Genomic DNA, 19,719 nt, shown 5'->3' with positions numbered 1-19,719 from the left:
GCGTAACGTTTAGGAAGTCGATTTTTCTCTTATCGAAATTTAATTAGCTTACAGTAATACAATAGTCATATATTTTTAAGAATAACGGAAGAATATATAGAAATTGCTACAGAAATGTGAAGTTTAATTAATTTAGGAGGAACAAACTTGTTTAATCAGCTTGTAAAAATTATACCGAATTTATTTACGATTGGAAATTTATTGTGCGGTGTTTTCTCAATTACCTTGAATATGAGTGAATATTTAGGAACAGCCTCCATTCTCATTTTCTTTTCAGCTGTTTTAGATTTTCTTGATGGAAGAATTGCGAGAAAATTAAAAGTGAACAGTGAGTTTGGCGTAGAATTGGATTCCTTAGCTGATATTGTTAGTTTCGGCGTCGCTCCTGCGCTTTTATTTCATACGATAGCAACCCCTTCTATTTTAACTTCTTTGGCATTTATCCTATTCCCAACAATGGGTGCTTTAAGATTAGCTAAATTTAGTATTAAACCAACTATTGGATATTTTAAGGGATTACCTATTCCAGCTGCAGGATTATCATTGGCTGGTATGGCATTGTTTTCATATGGTAATGCATGGATTACTTTAATCCTCGCCCTCTTAATGGTAAGTCCCATTAGGTTTAAAAAATTTTAATTAAGGTCACGCCCAACGCCATTAAGGAGCATCTCAAATGGATTTAACGCGTCAATAAGTATAAAAAAGCGGGACAATAATATTAAATTAGGTGCCCTTCGTAAAAATTAAAACCTTGTATTTATGGCTATTGGGTTAATCCATCGATATGTTATTGTGAAACGTCAATCCACTTTTAACAGGAGCTCCCTTTATCAAGAGAGCTCCTGTTCTTATTTCTTCTTCTTTTCTGTCGGTTGGCTTTGTTTAGCAAAATTAGATGAATCATCAAAATTCGGTTGCTTTTTACCAGCATTATTACTTCTACCTTTTCCCATATGTAATGCACCTCCCCTCCCCCTTACTATTCCCAATAAAAAAATTCTCTTGCATCCAAGAGAATTTTAAATTGGGTTCTTATTGATAATACCTAAGTACTTCCAACACTGCCATTCCATAAAAGATGGATCCAATGTTAAATTATTTAATGCTAAAACAAATATTACATTTTCATATTTAACTGGATAATCAATTAATAATCCTAATGTATTTCCTGAATCTGCGACAATTATGATTCCCTTTTCTAACACGTCATCTATAACTTCTTTTAATTATTCTTACCTAGCATATAATATTTTCCTACACATTGAGATTGCATGTTGTATAAGGAAGCCCTTCTTCTTTCCATGCAAGAAATCCTCCCTTTAAATTCACTACTTCCTTTATACCAGCTCTTTGTAAAATACTAGCTGCTATAGCGGAACGTAATCCGGTTCGACATTGCAAAACTATTGGACAATCTTTCGGTATATAATCTAGTTGTTCAAATAGATTACCTAAAGTGATATGTATTGCATCATGAAGGTGTCCTTCCTCCCACTCTTTTTTACTACGCACATCGATAACCTTAACGCTTCCACCTTTTATATGCGGATATAATTCAATCGATGTTTTTTCTTTGTAACTTTCAAATCTATCAAGTCTTTGTATTACTTTTAAGGGTGCAAAAGCAATAATATTATCTAACCCAATAGATTCAAATTCTCTAATAATTGCCTCCACTTTAACCTTTTCCTCATCTAGAATTATTAACGTTTCTGTTTTATAATCTAATAACCATCCACACCAAGTTGTGAAAGAATTGTTATAAGGTATGTTAATTGACTTCTCGATATGACCTGCAGCAAAACTCTCTACATCCCTTATATCAACTATTTGATGAACGCTCTTCAAAATTTCTTGAAGTTCTTCTACTGTATTAATAACATTACTTTTTCTCTTCTTACGAATTGGCGGACCATACTTATTTAAATTCTTCATTAATGAAAAATACTTTGGAGGCTCTGGCTGTCCCGTCAATAAAGTTGATATAAAATCACTTTCTTCATTACACTGAAATGCCCAATTGAACATCTTTTCATAACCTAATGTAGAAGTTGGAATTGCTCCTAATGCTTTTCCACATGCGCTTCCCGCACCATGTGATGGCCATATTTGCAAATAATCAGGAAGTATTTTTATTTTTTGTATAGAATCAAATAATTGTTTCGCTCCTATTTTTGCAGTATCTTTCATACCGACTGCAGTTTCTAATAAATCCGGTCTTCCTATATCTCCTACAAATATAAAATCACCTGTGAATATTCCTATCGGTTTATCATTCGTATAATTATTTTGACTTGTATCAGTCACTAAAAAAGAAATACTTTCAGGCGTATGCCCTAGGGTATGAATTACATTAAATTTTATATGACCTACTTTAAACTCTGTGCCCTCTCTAACCAATTTGTATCGACCTTCATTAAGATATTGATATTTCCAATCACAATCTCCTTCATCAGATACATATAAATTTGCATGATAAAGATTGGAAAGTTCTCTAGACCCAGAAAGAAAATCAGCATGAATATGAGTCTCAGCCGCAGCAATTACTTCCATTCCCTCTTTCTTAGCAAATTCTATATATTGTTCTATATAGCGACCTGGATCAATTACAATTGCTACGCCTTCCTTCTGACAACCGACTAAATAGGAAGCATGTGCTAATTTTTCATCATAAAAATATTTTAAAAGCATAGCTATTCCCTCCAAATAGGTATTTCAAATTGCTTTTCAATTTTTATAACCACTTTCTATCTTCCCCTATAGGATCCCTTTCAACATAAAATTCCAATACATATATGGCAACATAAATCTTTTAAGTAAAAACATACTATACCTTTCTTTCGCTTGGTTAAACGGAAACGTTTCTTGAGGCTCATGTTTATAGTTAAATTCAGCGAGTATAAGACTTTTATATCCTGTAATAATTGGACAAGATGTATACCCATCATATTTAGCCTGCAAATCTCTTCCACTAAGTACGTCCATAATATTTTGTTTTAAGACAGGTATTTGTTTTCGAATTGCCGCTCCAGTTTTAGAAGTAGGTAAATTAGTACAATCTCCAAGTCCGAAAATATTTTTATACTTTACATGCTGCAAAGTATAAGGGTTTATATCTACCCATCCCTGATAATCACTTATTTCACTCTCTTTAATAAAATTTGGTGGCCCCATTGGTGGAACAACATGTATCATACTATATGGTATGGTTTCTCTTTTCAGCGTTTGCGTATCTTCAAAAATTGCTTCTCTCTTTTCGGCGATAATTTCTACTAAGTTTTTATTATAATTCGTTATAATTTGCTTTCTTTCTAGTACTTGTTCTAAAGTATTTGCATATCGTGGAACCTGAAATATGTCAGTGTTTGCAGAATAAAACATTACTTCACTTCTGTTTCTTACACCACTATTACAAAAATACTCCTCTGCTAAATACATAATTTTTTGTGGAGCACCACCGCATTTAATAGGAGTATTAGGGTGGGTAAAAAGCGCATTTCCTCCTTTAAATTTTTCGATTTCTCTCCAAGTAGAATCAACATATGTATAAGAATAATTGCTACATACCCCATTAGTCCCAATAGATTCTTTTAAGCCCTTAATACCTTCCCAATTTATTTGTATACCAGCTGCTACAATAAGAATTTCATACTCAAGCAGCAGTCCGTCATCTAACAGTATCTTATTTTCATCCGGAAATAACTTAACAACACTTTTAGGGATCCACGTTGCCCCTTTTGGAATAAGCGATTCTTGATCACGCATTGTACTTTCCTTTGAAACAATTCCTCCCCCCACTAAACTCCATAGTGGCTGAAAATAATGTTTTTTTGACGGATCAATAATCGCTATACTTTCTTTCAATAGGGGGATATTTCTTAATAAATGTGCAGTAGAAGATAGTCCTGCAGTCCCAGCACCAACGACAATAATTTTATAACTATCTCTGGTCTTCATTATCCTCTTCCTATCTAAATTTAATTTTTAAATTAACTAATTTGTGGCCGTATTTTCATCGTAGTAAAATTATTATACGTTAAAAACATCACATTTTTATCTTATTAAAATGAAAATTCTGTTAATTTTACCATCAACATTACTTTATGCGTAAATTCCTTATGTTACTTCTTTAATTTGTTTCAAACACTACAAACTTTATATTTTTCAATATTATACTGTATTCTAGCTACATTTAATTACATCACATGCCAATAGACATTGGATTATATGTCACTTGAAACAAACTACATAGAAACATCCAGTGTCCACATATACAATAATAGGATGGTTTTATATTAATTAATCACTTATATAATTTTTCCTTACAGTTTATCCTTGTCTCAATACTCTCTCAAAGTATTCTTTGTCACTTATAAGAACCGGAATATTCAATTTAGCAATGCGAAAAGTTTGTTTTCAAATATTTTTGTTTATATAAATTTACAAATGAAATTATGGTTATTTAGTTTATATGTAACCAACAACCAATTTGCAAATCCATCCTGTTGAGCTATTACTCTTTTAAAAACCTCATATGTATTATTTTTATTTAATTTTGTTTACACCCTTAACAAAAACGAGCATATGATAGTATATACTAATCCGAAAGCCATATAGTCTACTTTCTAAGAGCACTGATTTGTGTTCTTTTTTTTAATGAAGATTATGTTCAATTTTTGTTACATTATTAAAACTTCCATTTGTTACTCTGAAAAATTCCTCACTTTATAATTCCTATTCACAGTATTTTGACCTTGGAATAGCTAATTACTATATCATAGAATATCTTTTTCATTAAACCTTCTGACCATATTGTATTTATTAAACCTTTGTATTGTAGGATTTAATAGTTATCTCATTGATCATAAAGAGATAAAACCAGAAAGTGATTTCTATTAGTCCAAGCACTTCATGTTACTCCCACATACACTATAAAATGTTTGGACTTTATTACTTCAATTAAAACTTAAAGTTAGGAGGATTTATTATGGCAGATTGTACAGGTTTAGCTTGTTTTCTATTCTCTTCGTGGCCAACGGGAACAGTTGTTACAATTACTACTAGATCAGGTCAAATTATTGGACCTGCTACTTTTTCACTGTTCTTTCCGAATATATGTGCAGTAGTATTGGAAGAAGAAGATGTGATAACCCCTTCATCTACCAATACTACATTCATAAGTTGTGAAGATATAGAAAGTGTTACTTTAACCACTCTTTAAAATGATTCATATTTTTCTAGCTTAATCCATATTTAAGACATTCTAATGAATGTCTTTTTTCATGAAAAATCTAATCAGTATCCCCTGAGATGTAACATTCTATTGACCTATTATTTCAATAAATTGCTTTAATTTAAATTTTTTCTCTTCTAAAGGTTACTTGTCTACACATCGTTCTACAAAACTTCATATGATATAGTATATTGTTTAAAGGAGGAATAAATTTGTTCTTATGCAATTTATTTGGTTGTTCAGGTGAAGTATGTAGTATTTTTAAAAATTTACAGCCAGGCGAAGTCGTTACTGTGACTGGTAAATCTGGGAATATTATTGGACCTGCTATTTTTACAAATTTTAACCCTAATACTTGTATCGTCACATTAGAAGAGGAAAATTCAGTTACTCCTCCTACTACAAGTATTACTAAAATTAGTTGTAAAGAAATAGAAAGTGTTACGTTTATCTCATAATATATTTTAAACCTAAAGCAGGGGTTGAAATATGAAACTCTTATACATTACTTCTGGTTACTCAAAAATTTATCAATATCTAGATCAAAGCATACAAGGAACACTTATAGATCAAAATTTCGAATGGTTAGCGATACAACCGAGTGAATTAATACAACAATTGGATTTCATTACAACAACTTTTCATCCCGATATTGTATTCACCTTATTAGGTAATCATCTACCACAAAAAGCAATTCAATATTTTAAAAAATGGAACATTAAATTAGCTGTCTGGTTAACTGAGGATCCATTTTATATAGATACTTCTCTTCTTCTATTAAATAACTTTGATTTTATATTTACTATTGATAGCGAAGCACTTAAATATTACACAGCTTTAGGATATACCAATGTATATCACTTACCATTAGCAACTAATATAGACGTATTTAAACCTAGTCTAAAAAATATAAAATATAAAAGTGAGGTATTATTCATTGGCTATCCTTATCCAAACCGAGTAAAATTAATACATTTCCTTTTAGAAAATACCCCCTATCACTATACTATTATTGGCCGACATTGGAGAAATAAGTTATTAAAAAAATGGAAAAATCACCGAAGAATTAAAATTATAGAAGAATGGATTCCACCTCAAGAAGTTGCGCTCTATTATAACAACGCTAGTCTTATTTTAAATCCTCATCGTAGTCATCTATTTCCACAAAATAAAAATAAAAATAAAGTAAAAAATAATACTATTAATAATCGTACGTTTGATATTGCCGCTTGCCAAGGCTTTCAAATTATTGAAGAAAAGTCTGATCTTTTATCGTTCTTCAATAAAGATGAAATTATATCCTATAACAGCTTTGAAGACTGTTTAAATAAAGTATCTCTTTATTTGGATGACACGATTTCAAAAAGATTAATGGTTGAAAAAATTCATACAAAAGTGATAACACAGCATACTTTTCATAAGAGAATCCACTTTATAACAACTATTTTACAGTCACAGCTTTATTAAAATAGAAATCCCCTTGTGCATATAGATGCACAAGGGGATTTCTTCAAATTAATCTATAACATATTCTTAACTTTTATTTCACTTGAAACATGTATTTTTTATAATTTTTATGCACCGATAAGATAAGCCCGATCATTATCATATTTGAAAACAGTGAACTTCCTCCATATGATAAAAAAGGAAGTGCAATTCCTTTTACTGGCATTATACCAATATTTTCGAAGATTCGAAGTGTTAGAACACTAATTGCCCCGCACATAGTAATGTACCAAACAGATTCTCTGCTGAATAAGCAATTATAGTTACTCGATATATAAGAAGTAACAAGACCAATACAACGAGAGCCGCTATTATAAATCCACCTTCTTCAGCGATGGTAGCAAAAATAAAATCAGTATGCTTTTCAGGAATATATACACTTCCTTGACCAAATCCTTTTCCATGTAATTCGCCACTTCCAACAGCTAAAAGAGATTGTTGCGTTTGATACCCTTGATCTGTATTTTCAGCTGGATTCAGCCAACCTATACTGCGTGATTGTTGGTGAGGTTTTAACCTAGTAACTAATTCTTTAAAGAAAAAATCTGGATATCTTACGTATGTAAATATTAATGTAGATAGTAGAGTTACCGGAATGAATGTACAAAATGCAATTAATTTCTTTTGAATCCCTGATATGAATAAATACAATAGATGCTGCGTATAAGAACACCATCCCTGTATCTGGCTGGCTATATACCAGAGCAATAGGAGGAATTGAGACTAACATAATTTTTCCAACCAACAGGAAATCAGTTTTATATGTCCGAATCATATATTTAGCGTTATGATTCATTACTAAATTTGCGACAAATATAATTAGTGCAATTTTGAAAAACTCCGATGGTTGAATTTGACCAATAACAGGAAATTGAAACCATCTTTTTGCTCCCAATTTAACGGGAGTAAATGTTGATTCTGGTAGTATTTTTAATATAACAATTGATGCAAATCCAATAATATACATTGGACAAGATAAATTTTGCCATTGATCCCAATCAATACTTGCAACTAATATTAACAGTACAAAACCAATTAAATAGTTCCTACCTTGCTGAAATGCAAAGTTTGTGCTTCCATACTGGCCAGTTTGTTAACTACTATTTTATGTTTCATCGTCACATTATGATGAAATAGTCATATATTTTCTTGAATTTTAAAAACCTAATTCACTTTTCAATATCTCATTTCTTCCTTAAAGAGGTCTTTTTATAGATGCTCTTCTTAAGTTTTTCAGCATAAAACTAAACATTCCGTCAATACTAAAGATAGGCGAAAGCCAGAACTCATTTAAACGTCCCTGTAGTTCTTCTCTTTTCTGTATTAAGCAGCTAGCTTTCACTAGCTGCTCTTTTATTTACATATATCATAAGGATTTGAATATATTATGTTTGAAAGTACGCTGTTTTATCAAAAGGTGATCCGGTGACAATTTCTTTTTTATTTCTACAAAATAAATTTTTTACTAGATACCTTTTCGTATAATATATGCAAGCTTGTTAACACTATAAATGTAACTTTAGGTTACATATCTATTACTTTCAGGGCCTAATTTTCTTTTGTGCAACAAGTGTTTAGCTAGCTTCGCTGGCCACTTTGTTGTGCCGAATGAACTTTTTATTTCTCAACACCTAACATATGGTATCTATATTCCAATAATGGTAATATGAAGGTACCTTCAGTTGTTAAATATTATGCCCTTTTTAAAGGCCCTGTTTTTAAACAGGGCCTTTAAAATTTATTCTCTACTTAAATAGTATTTTTGTTATAAATCTTTCTATAAACACTCTCATTTCCTCGATATCAAATTAAATCCCATGAAACAGGCGTCCCTTTTTCGATATCCTTATTCGCTTTTTTCCCAATAATTTTGGATATGTGTTTTGGTAATAAGCCATTCCCTGGTCTAATAGCTTTAACATTTTCATTTGTAAAGAATTCTCCCGCTTTTATGTTTTCTACTACATATAATGATCTTCTAAATTTTAAAGAATCTTTTTCTATATCAGTAGGTCCATAATATACATTCCCCAAAGATTCCCATGCTTTTTCAGTTTCGCTTACTAATAATTTAAATTCAGCTGGTTCCATTGAAAATTTAGCGTCAACTCCTCCATCCAACCTCGAGAGCGTTAAATGTTTCTCAATTACTGTGGCCCCAAAGGCAACACTCGCTACAGATACTCCTACACCCAGTGTATGATCAGATAAACCCACCTGACATTTAAATAACTCTTTCATATGAGGTATGGTAACTATATTTGTAGATTTTGGAGACGCAGGATACGTACTCGTACATTTTAATAGAATTAGTTCTTTACACCCTTCTTCTCTCGCAGCCCTTACTGTTTCATCTAGTTCGGCAATTGAAGCCATACCTGTCGAAATAATTATTGGTTTTCCTGTTGCGGCTACTTTACGTATGAGGGGGATATCAGTATTTTCAAAAGATGCAATTTTATAACATGAAACATTTAATGTCTCTAGAAAGTCTACAGCTGTTTCATCAAAAGGCGTACTAAATGGTATCATCCCTAACTCTATACAGCGATCAAAAATTGGTTTATGCCACTCCCATGGTGTATATGCTTCTTTGTATAAATGATAAAGTGATTTGCCTTTCCATAAACTTTTCGTATCGTGAATTGAAAAATCACCATTTTCTATATTTAAAGTCATTGTATCTGGTGTATATGTTTGAATTTTAAATCCTTGTGCCCCGGCCTCCGCAGCTGCCTCTACAATTTTCAACGCTCTATCTAATGATTGATTATGATTTCCTGACATTTCTGCAATAATAAATGGTGGCAAACTATTGCCAATCTCTCTACCTCCGATATATACATTACTCATTTTTTTCACCTTCAAGTTCTATTTTTATAGCTTCTTTTCTTTCCTCCCATTGTTCACGGGACAAGGTCATTGTAATGACATCTATATAATCATTGTCCCTATAAATATAATCTTCATATCTTCCATCTTCTTGGAAACCAAGTTTCTGATGAAAATTTAAACTAATACAGTTTGATTCTATTATTTCTGCATATACTTTGTGTATGTCTTTAATTTCAAAAATAAAATTTAATGCTAATAAACCTAATACAGTTCCGGCACATCTTACACTTTGTTTTTCACCTATATAAAATCCCCAATAACAAGTTCGATTCATTTCATCTATTTTTGTAAAATTAACAAATCCAATTGGTTTTTCTTTATATATTAATATTCTTGCAACCTTTGTTTCATCCATTACGAGTTTTTCATACCACTTTAAATGTTCGTCTATTGTTATTTGATGATCTTCATACATAACTGAACGTATTTCTTTTGCATTCCGCCAATTTAAAATAAGTTCTAAATCTTTCTTTTCTAACCTTTCCAATTGAAAATCCTCAATATCTAACATACTATCCTCCTAAAATATTTTTTGCTATTTCATTTGAATTACTGGCACACTGTATAGAAAGAGCTTTATTAGACATTTCTTTCACTATTTTAGAATTTGATAAAAGTTTGTTTAGACATTCCATAATTGCTTTATCCGAAACACTTTCAGCTGTACCAATATTCCATGTAGCTCCAACCTTTGCTACAGCCTTGGTTACTTCAATTTGATTTTGGGCAGTTGTAATTGTAATAGAAGGTAATCCAAGAAAGCAGCGTTCCCATGTGGTTGTTCCTCCAGCTCCTATCCCTAAATCCGCTCGTACGAGAAGCTCTTCCATATTTTCTATTTGACAATAATATGAAGCGTTAGAAACACTCTTACAATAAGTTTGAATCTCCTCTTTATGCGGATTTTGGCTTCCTACCACAACGTCTATTTTTAAGTTATCTTGATTTATATTTTGTAAGGCTCTTAATGTTTTTAATGTTTCATTTGTTACATCATGCCCACCAAAAAAAATAAAAATCCTCTCAATTTCTCCTGTTCTTTTTCGTGAAAATTTCTTAGCAGCATGAAACTCTGGCCGTAATATAGCATATTTAGGCCCCAATTTTACTAATGAGTGCTCTGGTATTAAATCTTTATAGCGATCATTAGGGTTATCGTATAAATTTTGGTCTAGTAACAAATCACAGTCGTGCATTCGATTTGCAAGATCATCGATTACCATGATTTTCCTTATACTTTTTCTTAAAGCAGACTCCCACCTATTATCTAATCCATAATGATCAACGATTAACCAATCACACTTGGGAAGTTGCGACAAAATATCATTGGTCTGCTGTGCATCAACAAACCAATGATATTTGAGCCAATTTAAATAACTCCCGTGTTCTGAACTTAAGAAATTTGTATTTTCACCATCTCCATCTAATACAAACACACAAAATCCCTTATTTAAAATATATTGATGTAAATCACCTTCTAGCTTACGACAAATGAAATATACTTGAGCACCTTTATTCCGTAACTCGTGGGCCAGTGTTAAACAACGCATAATATGACCGGTACCTATTTCAATAGATGCGTCGGCGCGAAAGGCAATTTTTTTCTCAAGCAAGATACTCCCTCCTCACTAAAAGCACTACAATTTATTAATTTATAATATCGTTTCTCTATTTAACTCATCTACTAATGATTGTTGATTTGCCCATTTCAATTTTACATGACTATTAATTTCAATAAGTTCAGGGTTTCGAAGGATGTAATCTTTTATTTGATGAAAGAATAAAGGTTTAGATTTTACATTCAGACCTCTATAAAGTTCATTGAACATATCTAAATCTGGTTGTTCATCTAATGTTAACCTCCAAGTAGGATAACAAACTGCTGGAGGAAGTTTCACTACATTGATACGAAATAAATGTGGATTATTAATAAAATAAAACGGAAGGTATTCTGCATAAGTTAAAGGTTTTGGGGTTTGTAGTAATCGTTCGATTGCCTCTAATGTAAAAATATCACCTGCTGTTCCAACAGGTAACGTACTTAACTCTGCCTGTGTATAGTCTGCACCACTTTTCAAATGTTCATCTAGTAAAAAAGTATTTATTTCAGGTGACACAGCTGGGCAATCCCCTGTAATCCGTATGACAATATTTGCATTTTCTTGTTTTGCAGCTTGGAACATGCGATCAGCGGTATTTTCTGGATCACCTCTAAAAATCTTAACTTTCCCGTCTAAATTAAATTTTTCCAAAGGGTCATCTTGTGCAATATCTGAAGTAGCAAGTATGACCTGGTGTTTTCCTGGAATAGCTAATGTATTTATAAGACATCGTTCAATGGAAGGAACTCCGTGTATTGGCAATGTTGCCTTTAAAGGTAACCTAGTAGATTTTAAGCGGCAAAGTACAATTATTACTACCTTTGGAGGTTCAATAACCTCTTTTGTTATTGGGGTACCTGCAGACAAATTATATACAGCTACCTGAGGTAATAATTCCTCTGCTTCAAGCTCGGTCAGCGCATTTTCTACAACATCTAATTCCATTGTTACTTTATTAGCTGTAATAATCTCTCCTTTTTTAATGTCACCTTTTGTAACTGCTCTTAACAATTTTTGGTTTTGCAATTTTAATAACACCCCTTTCATTTAATTTTTAGCAACTCTATAAAACGAAAGAACTTTTCTCACAGCTTGTATTACATCCCACACATCAGCTTCTGTCATTTTAGGAAATAGAGGCAGCGTAATAATTTCCTCATATACATTTTCTGCTTGCGGACAAATACCTTTTCCATAACCTAATTTTTGATAAAACGGTTGCAAATGTACGGGTATATAGTGCACATTCACACCGATATTTTCTCTTTGTAATGCCTCGTAAACTTCTTTTCGATTACATTTTAATAATTTAGTATTTAAACGAATAATATAAAGGTGCCAGCTTGAATCGGTTTGAGGCAATTGCTTTGGTATGATGATTTCAGATAAACAACTAAATTCTTTATTATAAATGTCTACATATTTCTTTCGAATTTTAATAAAAGAGTCTAATTTATTTAACTGTGATAAGCCAAGAGCAGCTTGTATATCCGTTATTCTATAGTTGTAACCTAAGAATTGCATTTCATAATACCAAGGCCCATGATTTTCAAGAAGATTTCGAGGATTCTTTTCAATTCCGTGCGTACGGAATTGAAAAAGTTTTTCGTAAAACAGAGGATTATTTGTGGTAATTACCCCCCCCTCTCCGGTAGTAATATGTTTCACCGGATGAAAGCTAAACATTGTCATATCACCAATTGAACCAATCTTTTTATTTTTATATGTGGCTCCTAATGCGTGGGCTGCATCTTCAATGATAATCAAATTGTTTTCTTTTGCTATTTTTTGTATTTCTTCTAACTCTACAGGCTGCCCAGTAAAGTGTACGGGAATAATAGCCTTTGTTTTGTTTGTAATCTTTTCCTTTATAGATTTAGGACTAATGTTATATGTTCCATTGTCAATATCAGCGAATACCGGCTTTCCCCCTTGGTATAAAATACAATTTGCACTTGCTACAAATGTCATCGGAGTTGTAATTACTTCATCTCCCTCAGTTATGCCTGCTGCATAGCAGGCAGCATGCAATGCAGCTGTACCATTTGAAAAGGAAACAGCGTATTTTGCTCCCACATATTTCGCTATAGCCTCTTCAAACTGTTGAACCATTGGTCCTGTTGTTAAAAAATCCCCTTTTAATACATCTACAACAGCCTGAATATCATATTCATCAATTTGTTGCTGACCATATGGTAAATAAGTTTCTCTAACAGGCTTTCCTCCATGCATACCGAGGATTCCCCTTACCATTACTCTTTCTCCTTAGGATTAATTTTTAAAGATTTAATCCACTCTTCTGTTTTAATAACTCCATCTTCTAAAGAAACTTTTGGTTCCCAGTTTAATATTGTTTTTGCTTTTTCATAGTTACATAATAATTTTTGAATTTCACTTTGCGGATGGATATGAGTTACATGTTGAATGCTTACTTTATTTCCCGAAATCAATTCTGCTAATTTATTAATGGATATATCTTGCCCTGTTCCAGCGTTGATAATATGACCATTTGCTTTTGCAGAGTATCCTGCTGCCACAACAAAATCTGCACAATCTTCAACGTATAAAAGGTCTCTCGTTTGTTTTCCATCCCCATATATATTCAGTGGTACATTATCTAATTTATTATTTATAAAAATGGCAACAACCCCACCTTCCCCACCTGTTTTCTGGAATGGACCATACGTATTAAATGGGCGAATAACCACTACTGGTAGCTTATAAGCATAATAGTAAGATAAAACCATGTTTTCAGCAGCAATTTTTGATCCCGCATATGGAGAGGCTGGTTTAATTGGGTCTAATTCTGATATCCCTTGTATATTAGTAGCTTTATCATATACCATACAAGTACTCATAAAGACCATTTTGACATCATAATTAAGACATTGTTCTAGCAAATTAAAAGTACCTATTGTATCATTTTCAAAAGTTGCTCTAGCATCATCTATACTATCTTGAACATTGATACTCGCTGCTAAATGATAACAAAGGTCAAATGAATTATTTTCAAATAATTGAGCAACTAATTTTTTATCTTTAATATCTCCTTGAATGCATTGTTTTAAATTTAGATCGTGTGCAAACTCGGTAATATTTGCAGTAGTTGAATTTGCTAAGTTGTCTAATATCCATACTTCATGCTTATCCTGCAATAATCTCTTTACAACCCACCTACCAATAAAACCTGCACCACCAGTTACTAATATTTTCATATTTTCTCCCCTCCTGTTAATAGCTGCTGGTTTAATATTAAATTTCTAAGCTCTTCTTTTGAAATAGCATTTTGATTATCAGAACGGTAAAAGCCTGCCTTCGCCCTTTTTGCATTTTCATATTGAGTACCCTTTTTTAATAGGCTAGGAATGATAAACATATCTGGTAATTCAAAAGCCTGTAAAGATTCATCATGTGTCATAAGTTCTTCATACATTTTTTCACCCGGTTTTAAACCAATTTCTTCAATTTTAATATTCTCCTTGGACAATCCATATAACTTTGTAACTTCTTCTATCATCACTTCACTTAAATCGTTTAATGAAATAACTGGCATTTTTAATATAAAAGTTTCACCACCCTTTGCTATTTTCATTGCTTCAATTGTTAACATAGTTGCTTGGTTCAGTGTCATCATAAATCTACTCATACTAAGATCCGTTACAGTTATTTTTTGGTTTTCTTTAATTTGATTTTCAAATAAAGGAATGACAGAGCCTCTTGATCCCATCACATTTCCGAAGCGAACACTTGTAAATGTCGTTTCACTTGAACCTTTTGAATATTCCGCTGACGTAATCAATCTTTCAGCAGTCAATTTTGTTGCACCGTAATTATTTGTTGGTGAAATCGCTTTATCAGAACTTGTAAAAACTACCTTTTTTACTTTCTGAGCAATTGCCGCTTTTATTACATTTTGTGTTCCAAAAATATTGGTCAAAACTGCTTCAAACGGATTATATTCACAAAACGAAACATGCTTCATCGCGGCCACATGAAATACATAATCAATATTTTCCATCGCACTAAATACTCGATCATAATTACGAATATCCCCAATTAAATAACGAATATTTCGATTTTTATCCCTAAATTCTTCTTGTAATAAAAATTGATTGTATTCACTTCTACTAAAAACTCTTACCACTTTTGGCTTTTCCTGTAGAACATTAGAAAGAATGCTTTTTCCAATTGTTCCTGTTCCACCAATAATTAAAACATTTTTATCTTTAAAAAACATGAAAATATATACCTCCTCATATTAAAAAATAATTTTAGCAAAAAACCTCTCTTCAACTTGTTTGTAATTCCATAGGCAATCCATTTGTTGAGAGATAAACTAGTTTGCCGGATATAGAAACATACGTTTCTATTGCAAGTTTAAAATACATATTAATCATTGAAAACTGAGGATATAATCTTTTACTTCAAATATTTATAAATGGTGACGATTTTAATCTTTTTCAATTTGAATTAAATTTATTAATCTTTTTGTGCATGCTTCTTGCGGATAGTTTTCATTAATAAATTTTCTTCTTAATTCTTTTGCTAAATTTGATTGTAAAGGATTATTTAGAACCTTTTTAATCGTGCTAGTCATATCCTCCATAGAATGATTTACAAGCCAATCTAATGTATCGTAATATTTATAATCCCTTTCCTCTAATAAAGATTTATAAACAACTACAGGTATATCTAATAACATTGCCTCTAATCCCACTGTTGAATTTGAGATAACCACAAGATTTGCATGTAAAATAACATCATATATATTTACTTCATTTGTTATATATTTAACATTAGGATATAAGTTACTTAACTTAATATATTCTCCCACTAAATTACGCCCTTTTTCCCAAGGATGTGGCTTTATAATGACCGTAATATTTTTTTCTTCCACTAACTTTTCTGTCAATTCAGTATAAAATGAAGTTTTAAATGGCTGGGTTGCAATAAAAACCACTTTTGTAGAGGGGTCTATTTTTAATTTATTAAAAAGATTCTTTTTATCCATATATACTCTATCAAAGATCTCATCATATCTGGGGTGCCCTAGTATTTCGATTTGAGATTCACTGACCCCTTTTTGAAGGTACCAATCTTCTTCATATTTCCCATATACGACCTGTTTTGTTGCGAAAACCGGAAAGTATGCTTCTTCCCCCATTACTGCACCATGCTGCAGACAATAACTCGGTATACCCTCACTACTAGAAAGAAAAGTAAGAGCTCTACTTGTTATATCTTCCGTAGTACCGACAATCACACCAGAAATATCTTGTTCTTTAAAAATAAAATGAGCCATATTAAGTTTCTCAATCATGATAGGAAGGTCGCTTAGTAATTTTTTTTGAAAAAAGAGGTTTGAAAATAGTGGGTGCTTATTAAACTTTAAAAAGATTTCTTTAGCTTTTTCTATAAAAACATGTGCGGTATTAGCAGATTTATTTATATAATCTGGTGCACAAACTGTAGGAAGACCATAGAGTTCGGTCTTTTTTGATCTAGTTAATATCTTTGTTTGATTTGGATTAAAGTGGGTAAAGTTACTTACTGAAAAACGGAGATAATCTGAATTTAGGAGGATTGCTCCATTTTGGTTTTTTCTTTTTATTTTTGATTGAAATACAGACATTATTTTTTCAAACTCTAACTGTAACTGTGTTTCTGCTATTGGCTCAATTGACAATTGCTTGTAAAAATTATTATCTTTCATTTTATTTTTTATATCTTCATCTAAATATTGATAAAAATTACTCAGTAATGGTAAAGGAATATTATAATGCTTTAACCTTGAAAAAATATTTATATACTCTAAATTTAATAGCCAGTAATTTTTCAAATAAATGTCACTCAATTTTTCACCCTCTTTTTCTTCTTAAGTCTTCCCTTAATTCTTTGCATGTTCTTTGTGGTGGTAATAATTGCACAAATTCATTTTTTTCTTCTGCAAATAACTGCGCATGTATTGAATGGGGAGTAATATAATTGATATCTAAAATTTCATCTAAGGGATAAAAATCCCAATAGTGATTTAATCTCCAAAAGAAGCGTGCATCTCCTATCCGGTAAAACTGAGGATCTTCATCCCAATAAGAATTCCACCTTTTTTCAAGAATTGGTAAAACAGATGCTCTATGCATAATAGAACAATGATCAATTGTACATGGAGCATTATTCGTAATTTTTTTTGCAGGTCTCTCAACCGTTTTAATAGGCATCTCTGTTTCATCTATATGAATCGTTTTTGATGCAGAATAAATAATTTGAACATCTTTATTCTCATCAAGATAACTAGACATCTTTTTAAGACGTTCTTCTTCATATTGATTATCATCTGTAATATAAGTTATATATTCTCCTTTAGCATGCTTAAGTGCCTCATTAATTAAAGCGGCATATCTTACTTTTTTTGTCCTTTCAGAAATATGAGCTACATTACTTTTATAAAAATGTACATTTTCATTATTTATGAATGGTTGAATCACCTTCTGGGTCATTTCATCTGAATCATCATCCATTATAAAAAGCTCGAAATCTTGAAAGGTTTGGTTTAATACACTTAATATAGATTTTTCAACAAACGCAGGCTTATTGTAACTTGTCATTATAACTGAAATTTTAGGCAAATCTCTCTCTCCTCCTTATCAATAAATACAAAAACAGTTACGTTATTATATAAATAGAAAGGACAAACCGTTCCGATAATTTTAAAAAAGGTTTCTTTATCTATAAAAAATTAATAGCAGTATTTATATTCACCCATGTCTCTTTTTTCTCCACTATAGTCCATACCATATCTATGAAAAAGTCATAAATTATTTAAGTATAAAAAAGAAAGTGTCGATAAAGCTTTAATTATTAGATTTCACTAGAAAAACACATTCAATATTCTCAATAGAGGTGAAGATTTTGCAACCCCAAATATCAATTATCCTTACTAGTTATAATAAGCCATCATTAATTAATCAAGTTATTGAAAGTGTTCTAATGCAAACTTATAAAGAATGGGAACTTTTTATTATGGATGATAACTCCTGTCCAGAAACTATAAATGTCATAAAAAATTATCTAGAGGATCCTCGAATTACTTATACGAATAGTTTTATACAAGATAATGAACGATATAAAACTACAAGATATGCAACACTTATCAATGAGGCACTACCATTAACTTGTGGGGATTATATTTGCTATTTAACAGATGATACTATATACCTTCCAAACAGATTAGCTGAAATGTTGTCTTTCTTAGAAAAACATCCTGAAATTGATGTAGTCTACTCTTCCCAATACGTAAAATATGTTGATTATAACCTACAACCTACAAATGAATTTGTGAGAGAAGCTTCGGAAATTTTATATACAGCTGCTAATGTTGTAGATCATTGTTCAATTATGCATACTAGAAGAATATTATTAAAAGTCTATGAAAAGTACTGTGGATATTGGGATACAAATCCTTTATATTGGTTTGCTGGAGATGCAATGTTTTGGAAACGCCTAAATACATTTCAACCTTTTTATCCCATTAACAAAGTGCTCGATATTACTTTTAAAACACCATTCTCTTTCCAAAACCTATATGCTAACCTCCCTTCAAAAGATTTAAATGGTATTTTATTTAGTAATTCACAAGGTGAAGTATTTTTAATTGATAACTTTAAACGCAGGCTTATTTCGAAAGATATGCTTTCTTACTTCAAATATAATCAAAATGAAATTGTCTTAATTCCCGATCCATTTATCTACAAATATACAGAAGGGCCCCCCATAACCCTTACAGAGTCAATTCCAAATCTACGGGTTGTGAAAAGTGAAAAAGGAGAGTTATTTTATATAGAAAATAATCAAAAACGTCCATTTATTGACACCATTGCATTTCGCAAATTTAAATTTTCAGTTCAAGAAATTATTAAAGTTTCACAACGTAGTTTAAATCAATTTTCAGATGGACCACCTATTTATCCAAATTTATCTCGTCACGCGGTTTTACCAGAAGGAAAAGTATTTATCTACCATCACAATTATTTCATCATGACAGATTATATGCTTCATCCCATAGATAAAGATATATTGCAAAAACTATATTTATTAAAGAACTGTATACCGATTTCAAAGACCAATTTATCCTACTTTAAGATGGGCCCTCCTATTTCAACATACCCCTCTTACCTAGCTGAAAAATACTTAGAATAGTACCAAGAAAGAGTATTATCAATAAAACAATAGAAGAAGGTTCTGAACTAAGTACTATGCTTGCCTATAGTATTGAATTAAACGAACTGTTAGAAAATGAACTAAATAAAAGTCCATATTGTTCTACTAGCATCTCCTAATAGGGTGATAGAATTTATTTAGATGATCAAAGATTCTTCTTAACTTGTAAAATAAATTATCATAAAAAGAGGACGCAAATAAAAATGCGTCCTCTTTTTATATCAAATCAAACTAATCCATTAAAATCCTTTTCATGAATCCGAA

General features: G+C 31.5%; 16 protein-coding genes and 1 pseudogene. 5 read left to right on the top strand and 12 right to left on the bottom strand.

Annotated elements, in window-relative coordinates; genetic code table 11:
* Positions 1-147 precede the first annotated feature (147 nt).
* Positions 148-639: a CDP-diacylglycerol--serine O-phosphatidyltransferase gene (gene pssA, locus ACO6VI_RS26530; protein WP_161520224.1), complete on the top strand. Its 492-nt coding sequence runs from the start codon at positions 148-150 to the stop codon at positions 637-639.
* A gap of 618 nt (positions 640-1,257) precedes the next feature.
* Here the strand turns inward: pssA and ACO6VI_RS26525 are convergent.
* Both ACO6VI_RS26525 and ACO6VI_RS26520 read right to left on the bottom strand, forming a co-directional pair.
* Positions 1,258-2,694 carry an MBL fold metallo-hydrolase gene (locus ACO6VI_RS26525; protein WP_161520223.1) on the bottom strand — a complete coding sequence of 479 codons (1,437 nt, stop codon included), beginning with the start codon at positions 2,692-2,694 and terminating at the stop codon, positions 1,258-1,260.
* 66 nt (positions 2,695-2,760) lie between these two features.
* Positions 2,761-3,960: an FAD/NAD(P)-binding oxidoreductase gene (locus ACO6VI_RS26520; RefSeq protein ID WP_000857326.1), complete on the bottom strand. Its 1,200-nt coding sequence runs from the start codon at positions 3,958-3,960 to the stop codon at positions 2,761-2,763.
* A gap of 1,030 nt (positions 3,961-4,990) precedes the next feature.
* On the opposite strand from ACO6VI_RS26520, the gene ACO6VI_RS26515 reads away from it, so the two are divergent.
* From ACO6VI_RS26515 to ACO6VI_RS26505, 3 genes are all read left to right on the top strand, one after another.
* Positions 4,991-5,224 carry a hypothetical protein gene (locus ACO6VI_RS26515; RefSeq protein WP_000752669.1) on the top strand — a complete coding sequence of 78 codons (234 nt, stop codon included), beginning with the start codon at positions 4,991-4,993 and terminating at the stop codon, positions 5,222-5,224.
* A 224-nt stretch (positions 5,225-5,448) separates the two neighbouring features.
* The gene (locus tag ACO6VI_RS26510; protein WP_150157956.1) at positions 5,449-5,694 is read left to right on the top strand and encodes a CGEA protein; all 246 of its coding nucleotides are present in this window, start codon (positions 5,449-5,451) and stop codon (positions 5,692-5,694) included.
* Between the two features lie 31 nt (positions 5,695-5,725).
* Positions 5,726-6,703, top strand: a complete 978-nt coding sequence (locus ACO6VI_RS26505; RefSeq protein ID WP_000772272.1) for a CgeB family protein — start codon at positions 5,726-5,728, stop codon at positions 6,701-6,703.
* A 73-nt stretch (positions 6,704-6,776) separates the two neighbouring features.
* On the opposite strand, the pseudogene ACO6VI_RS26500 reads toward ACO6VI_RS26505, so the two are convergent.
* The 10 genes and pseudogenes from ACO6VI_RS26500 to ACO6VI_RS26455 form a co-directional block, all read right to left on the bottom strand.
* Positions 6,777-7,835, bottom strand: a pseudogene (locus ACO6VI_RS26500) (FtsW/RodA/SpoVE family cell cycle protein); the annotation flags it as partial.
* A gap of 710 nt (positions 7,836-8,545) precedes the next feature.
* Positions 8,546-9,595 (bottom strand): pseudaminic acid synthase, encoded by a 1,050-nt coding sequence (gene pseI, locus ACO6VI_RS26495; RefSeq protein ID WP_000073381.1) that lies wholly within the window; start codon positions 9,593-9,595, stop codon positions 8,546-8,548.
* On the bottom strand, positions 9,588-10,148 hold the full coding sequence (pseH, locus tag ACO6VI_RS26490; protein ID WP_161520222.1) for a UDP-4-amino-4,6-dideoxy-N-acetyl-beta-L-altrosamine N-acetyltransferase: 561 nt from the start codon (positions 10,146-10,148) through the stop codon (positions 9,588-9,590). The genes pseI and pseH overlap by 8 nt, the downstream gene beginning before the upstream one ends.
* 1 nt (position 10,149) lies before the next feature.
* Positions 10,150-11,250: a UDP-2,4-diacetamido-2,4,6-trideoxy-beta-L-altropyranose hydrolase gene (gene pseG, locus ACO6VI_RS26485; protein WP_161520221.1), complete on the bottom strand. Its 1,101-nt coding sequence runs from the start codon at positions 11,248-11,250 to the stop codon at positions 10,150-10,152.
* A 39-nt stretch (positions 11,251-11,289) separates the two neighbouring features.
* A complete protein-coding gene (locus ACO6VI_RS26480) occupies positions 11,290-12,285 on the bottom strand; it encodes a cytidylyltransferase domain-containing protein (RefSeq protein ID WP_161520220.1) in 996 nt (331 codons plus the stop codon).
* Positions 12,286-13,491 carry a UDP-4-amino-4,6-dideoxy-N-acetyl-beta-L-altrosamine transaminase gene (pseC, locus tag ACO6VI_RS26475; protein WP_161520219.1) on the bottom strand — a complete coding sequence of 402 codons (1,206 nt, stop codon included), beginning with the start codon at positions 13,489-13,491 and terminating at the stop codon, positions 12,286-12,288.
* A complete protein-coding gene (locus ACO6VI_RS26470; RefSeq protein WP_000699376.1) occupies positions 13,491-14,453 on the bottom strand; it encodes a dTDP-glucose 4,6-dehydratase in 963 nt (320 codons plus the stop codon). The genes pseC and ACO6VI_RS26470 overlap by 1 nt, the downstream gene beginning before the upstream one ends.
* Positions 14,450-15,475, bottom strand: a complete 1,026-nt coding sequence (locus ACO6VI_RS26465) for an SDR family NAD(P)-dependent oxidoreductase (protein ID WP_161520218.1) — start codon at positions 15,473-15,475, stop codon at positions 14,450-14,452. Before ACO6VI_RS26465 ends, ACO6VI_RS26470 begins: the two co-directional genes overlap by 4 nt.
* Before the next feature lie 213 nt (positions 15,476-15,688).
* Positions 15,689-17,092, bottom strand: coding sequence for a CDP-glycerol glycerophosphotransferase family protein (locus ACO6VI_RS26460; RefSeq protein WP_161520217.1), 1,404 nt, complete (start codon positions 17,090-17,092; stop codon positions 15,689-15,691).
* 4 nt (positions 17,093-17,096) lie between these two features.
* On the bottom strand, positions 17,097-17,864 hold the full coding sequence (locus ACO6VI_RS26455; protein WP_001124407.1) for a glycosyltransferase family 2 protein: 768 nt from the start codon (positions 17,862-17,864) through the stop codon (positions 17,097-17,099).
* Positions 17,865-18,147: 283 nt separating this feature from the next.
* On the opposite strand from ACO6VI_RS26455, the gene ACO6VI_RS26450 reads away from it, so the two are divergent.
* Positions 18,148-19,434 carry a glycosyltransferase family 2 protein gene (locus ACO6VI_RS26450; RefSeq protein ID WP_161520237.1) on the top strand — a complete coding sequence of 429 codons (1,287 nt, stop codon included), beginning with the start codon at positions 18,148-18,150 and terminating at the stop codon, positions 19,432-19,434.
* Positions 19,435-19,719: the final 285 nt, after the last annotated feature.

Source organism: Bacillus sp. PSXD-155 (assembly GCF_049310765.1).
Lineage (GTDB): Bacteria > Bacillota > Bacilli > Bacillales > Bacillaceae_G > Bacillus_A > Bacillus_A cereus.
Note: the sequence above shows the minus strand (reverse complement) of the source record. Positions and strands in the feature narration are given on the sequence as shown.

Coding starts and splice junctions, on each gene's coding strand:
- ACO6VI_RS26505 (WP_000772272.1), top strand. CDS start 5,726: ATGAAACTCTTATACATTACTTCTGGTTACTCAAAAATTTATCAATAT.
- pseC (WP_161520219.1), bottom strand. CDS start 13,491: ATGGTAAGGGGAATCCTCGGTATGCATGGAGGAAAGCCTGTTAGAGAA.
- ACO6VI_RS26470 (WP_000699376.1), bottom strand. CDS start 14,453: ATGAAAATATTAGTAACTGGTGGTGCAGGTTTTATTGGTAGGTGGGTT.
- ACO6VI_RS26525 (WP_161520223.1), bottom strand. CDS start 2,694: ATGCTTTTAAAATATTTTTATGATGAAAAATTAGCACATGCTTCCTAT.
- pseI (WP_000073381.1), bottom strand. CDS start 9,595: ATGAGTAATGTATATATCGGAGGTAGAGAGATTGGCAATAGTTTGCCA.
- ACO6VI_RS26515 (WP_000752669.1), top strand. CDS start 4,991: ATGGCAGATTGTACAGGTTTAGCTTGTTTTCTATTCTCTTCGTGGCCA.
- pseH (WP_161520222.1), bottom strand. CDS start 10,148: ATGTTAGATATTGAGGATTTTCAATTGGAAAGGTTAGAAAAGAAAGAT.
- ACO6VI_RS26520 (WP_000857326.1), bottom strand. CDS start 3,960: ATGAAGACCAGAGATAGTTATAAAATTATTGTCGTTGGTGCTGGGACT.
- ACO6VI_RS26465 (WP_161520218.1), bottom strand. CDS start 15,475: ATGTTTTTTAAAGATAAAAATGTTTTAATTATTGGTGGAACAGGAACA.
- ACO6VI_RS26480 (WP_161520220.1), bottom strand. CDS start 12,285: ATGAAAGGGGTGTTATTAAAATTGCAAAACCAAAAATTGTTAAGAGCA.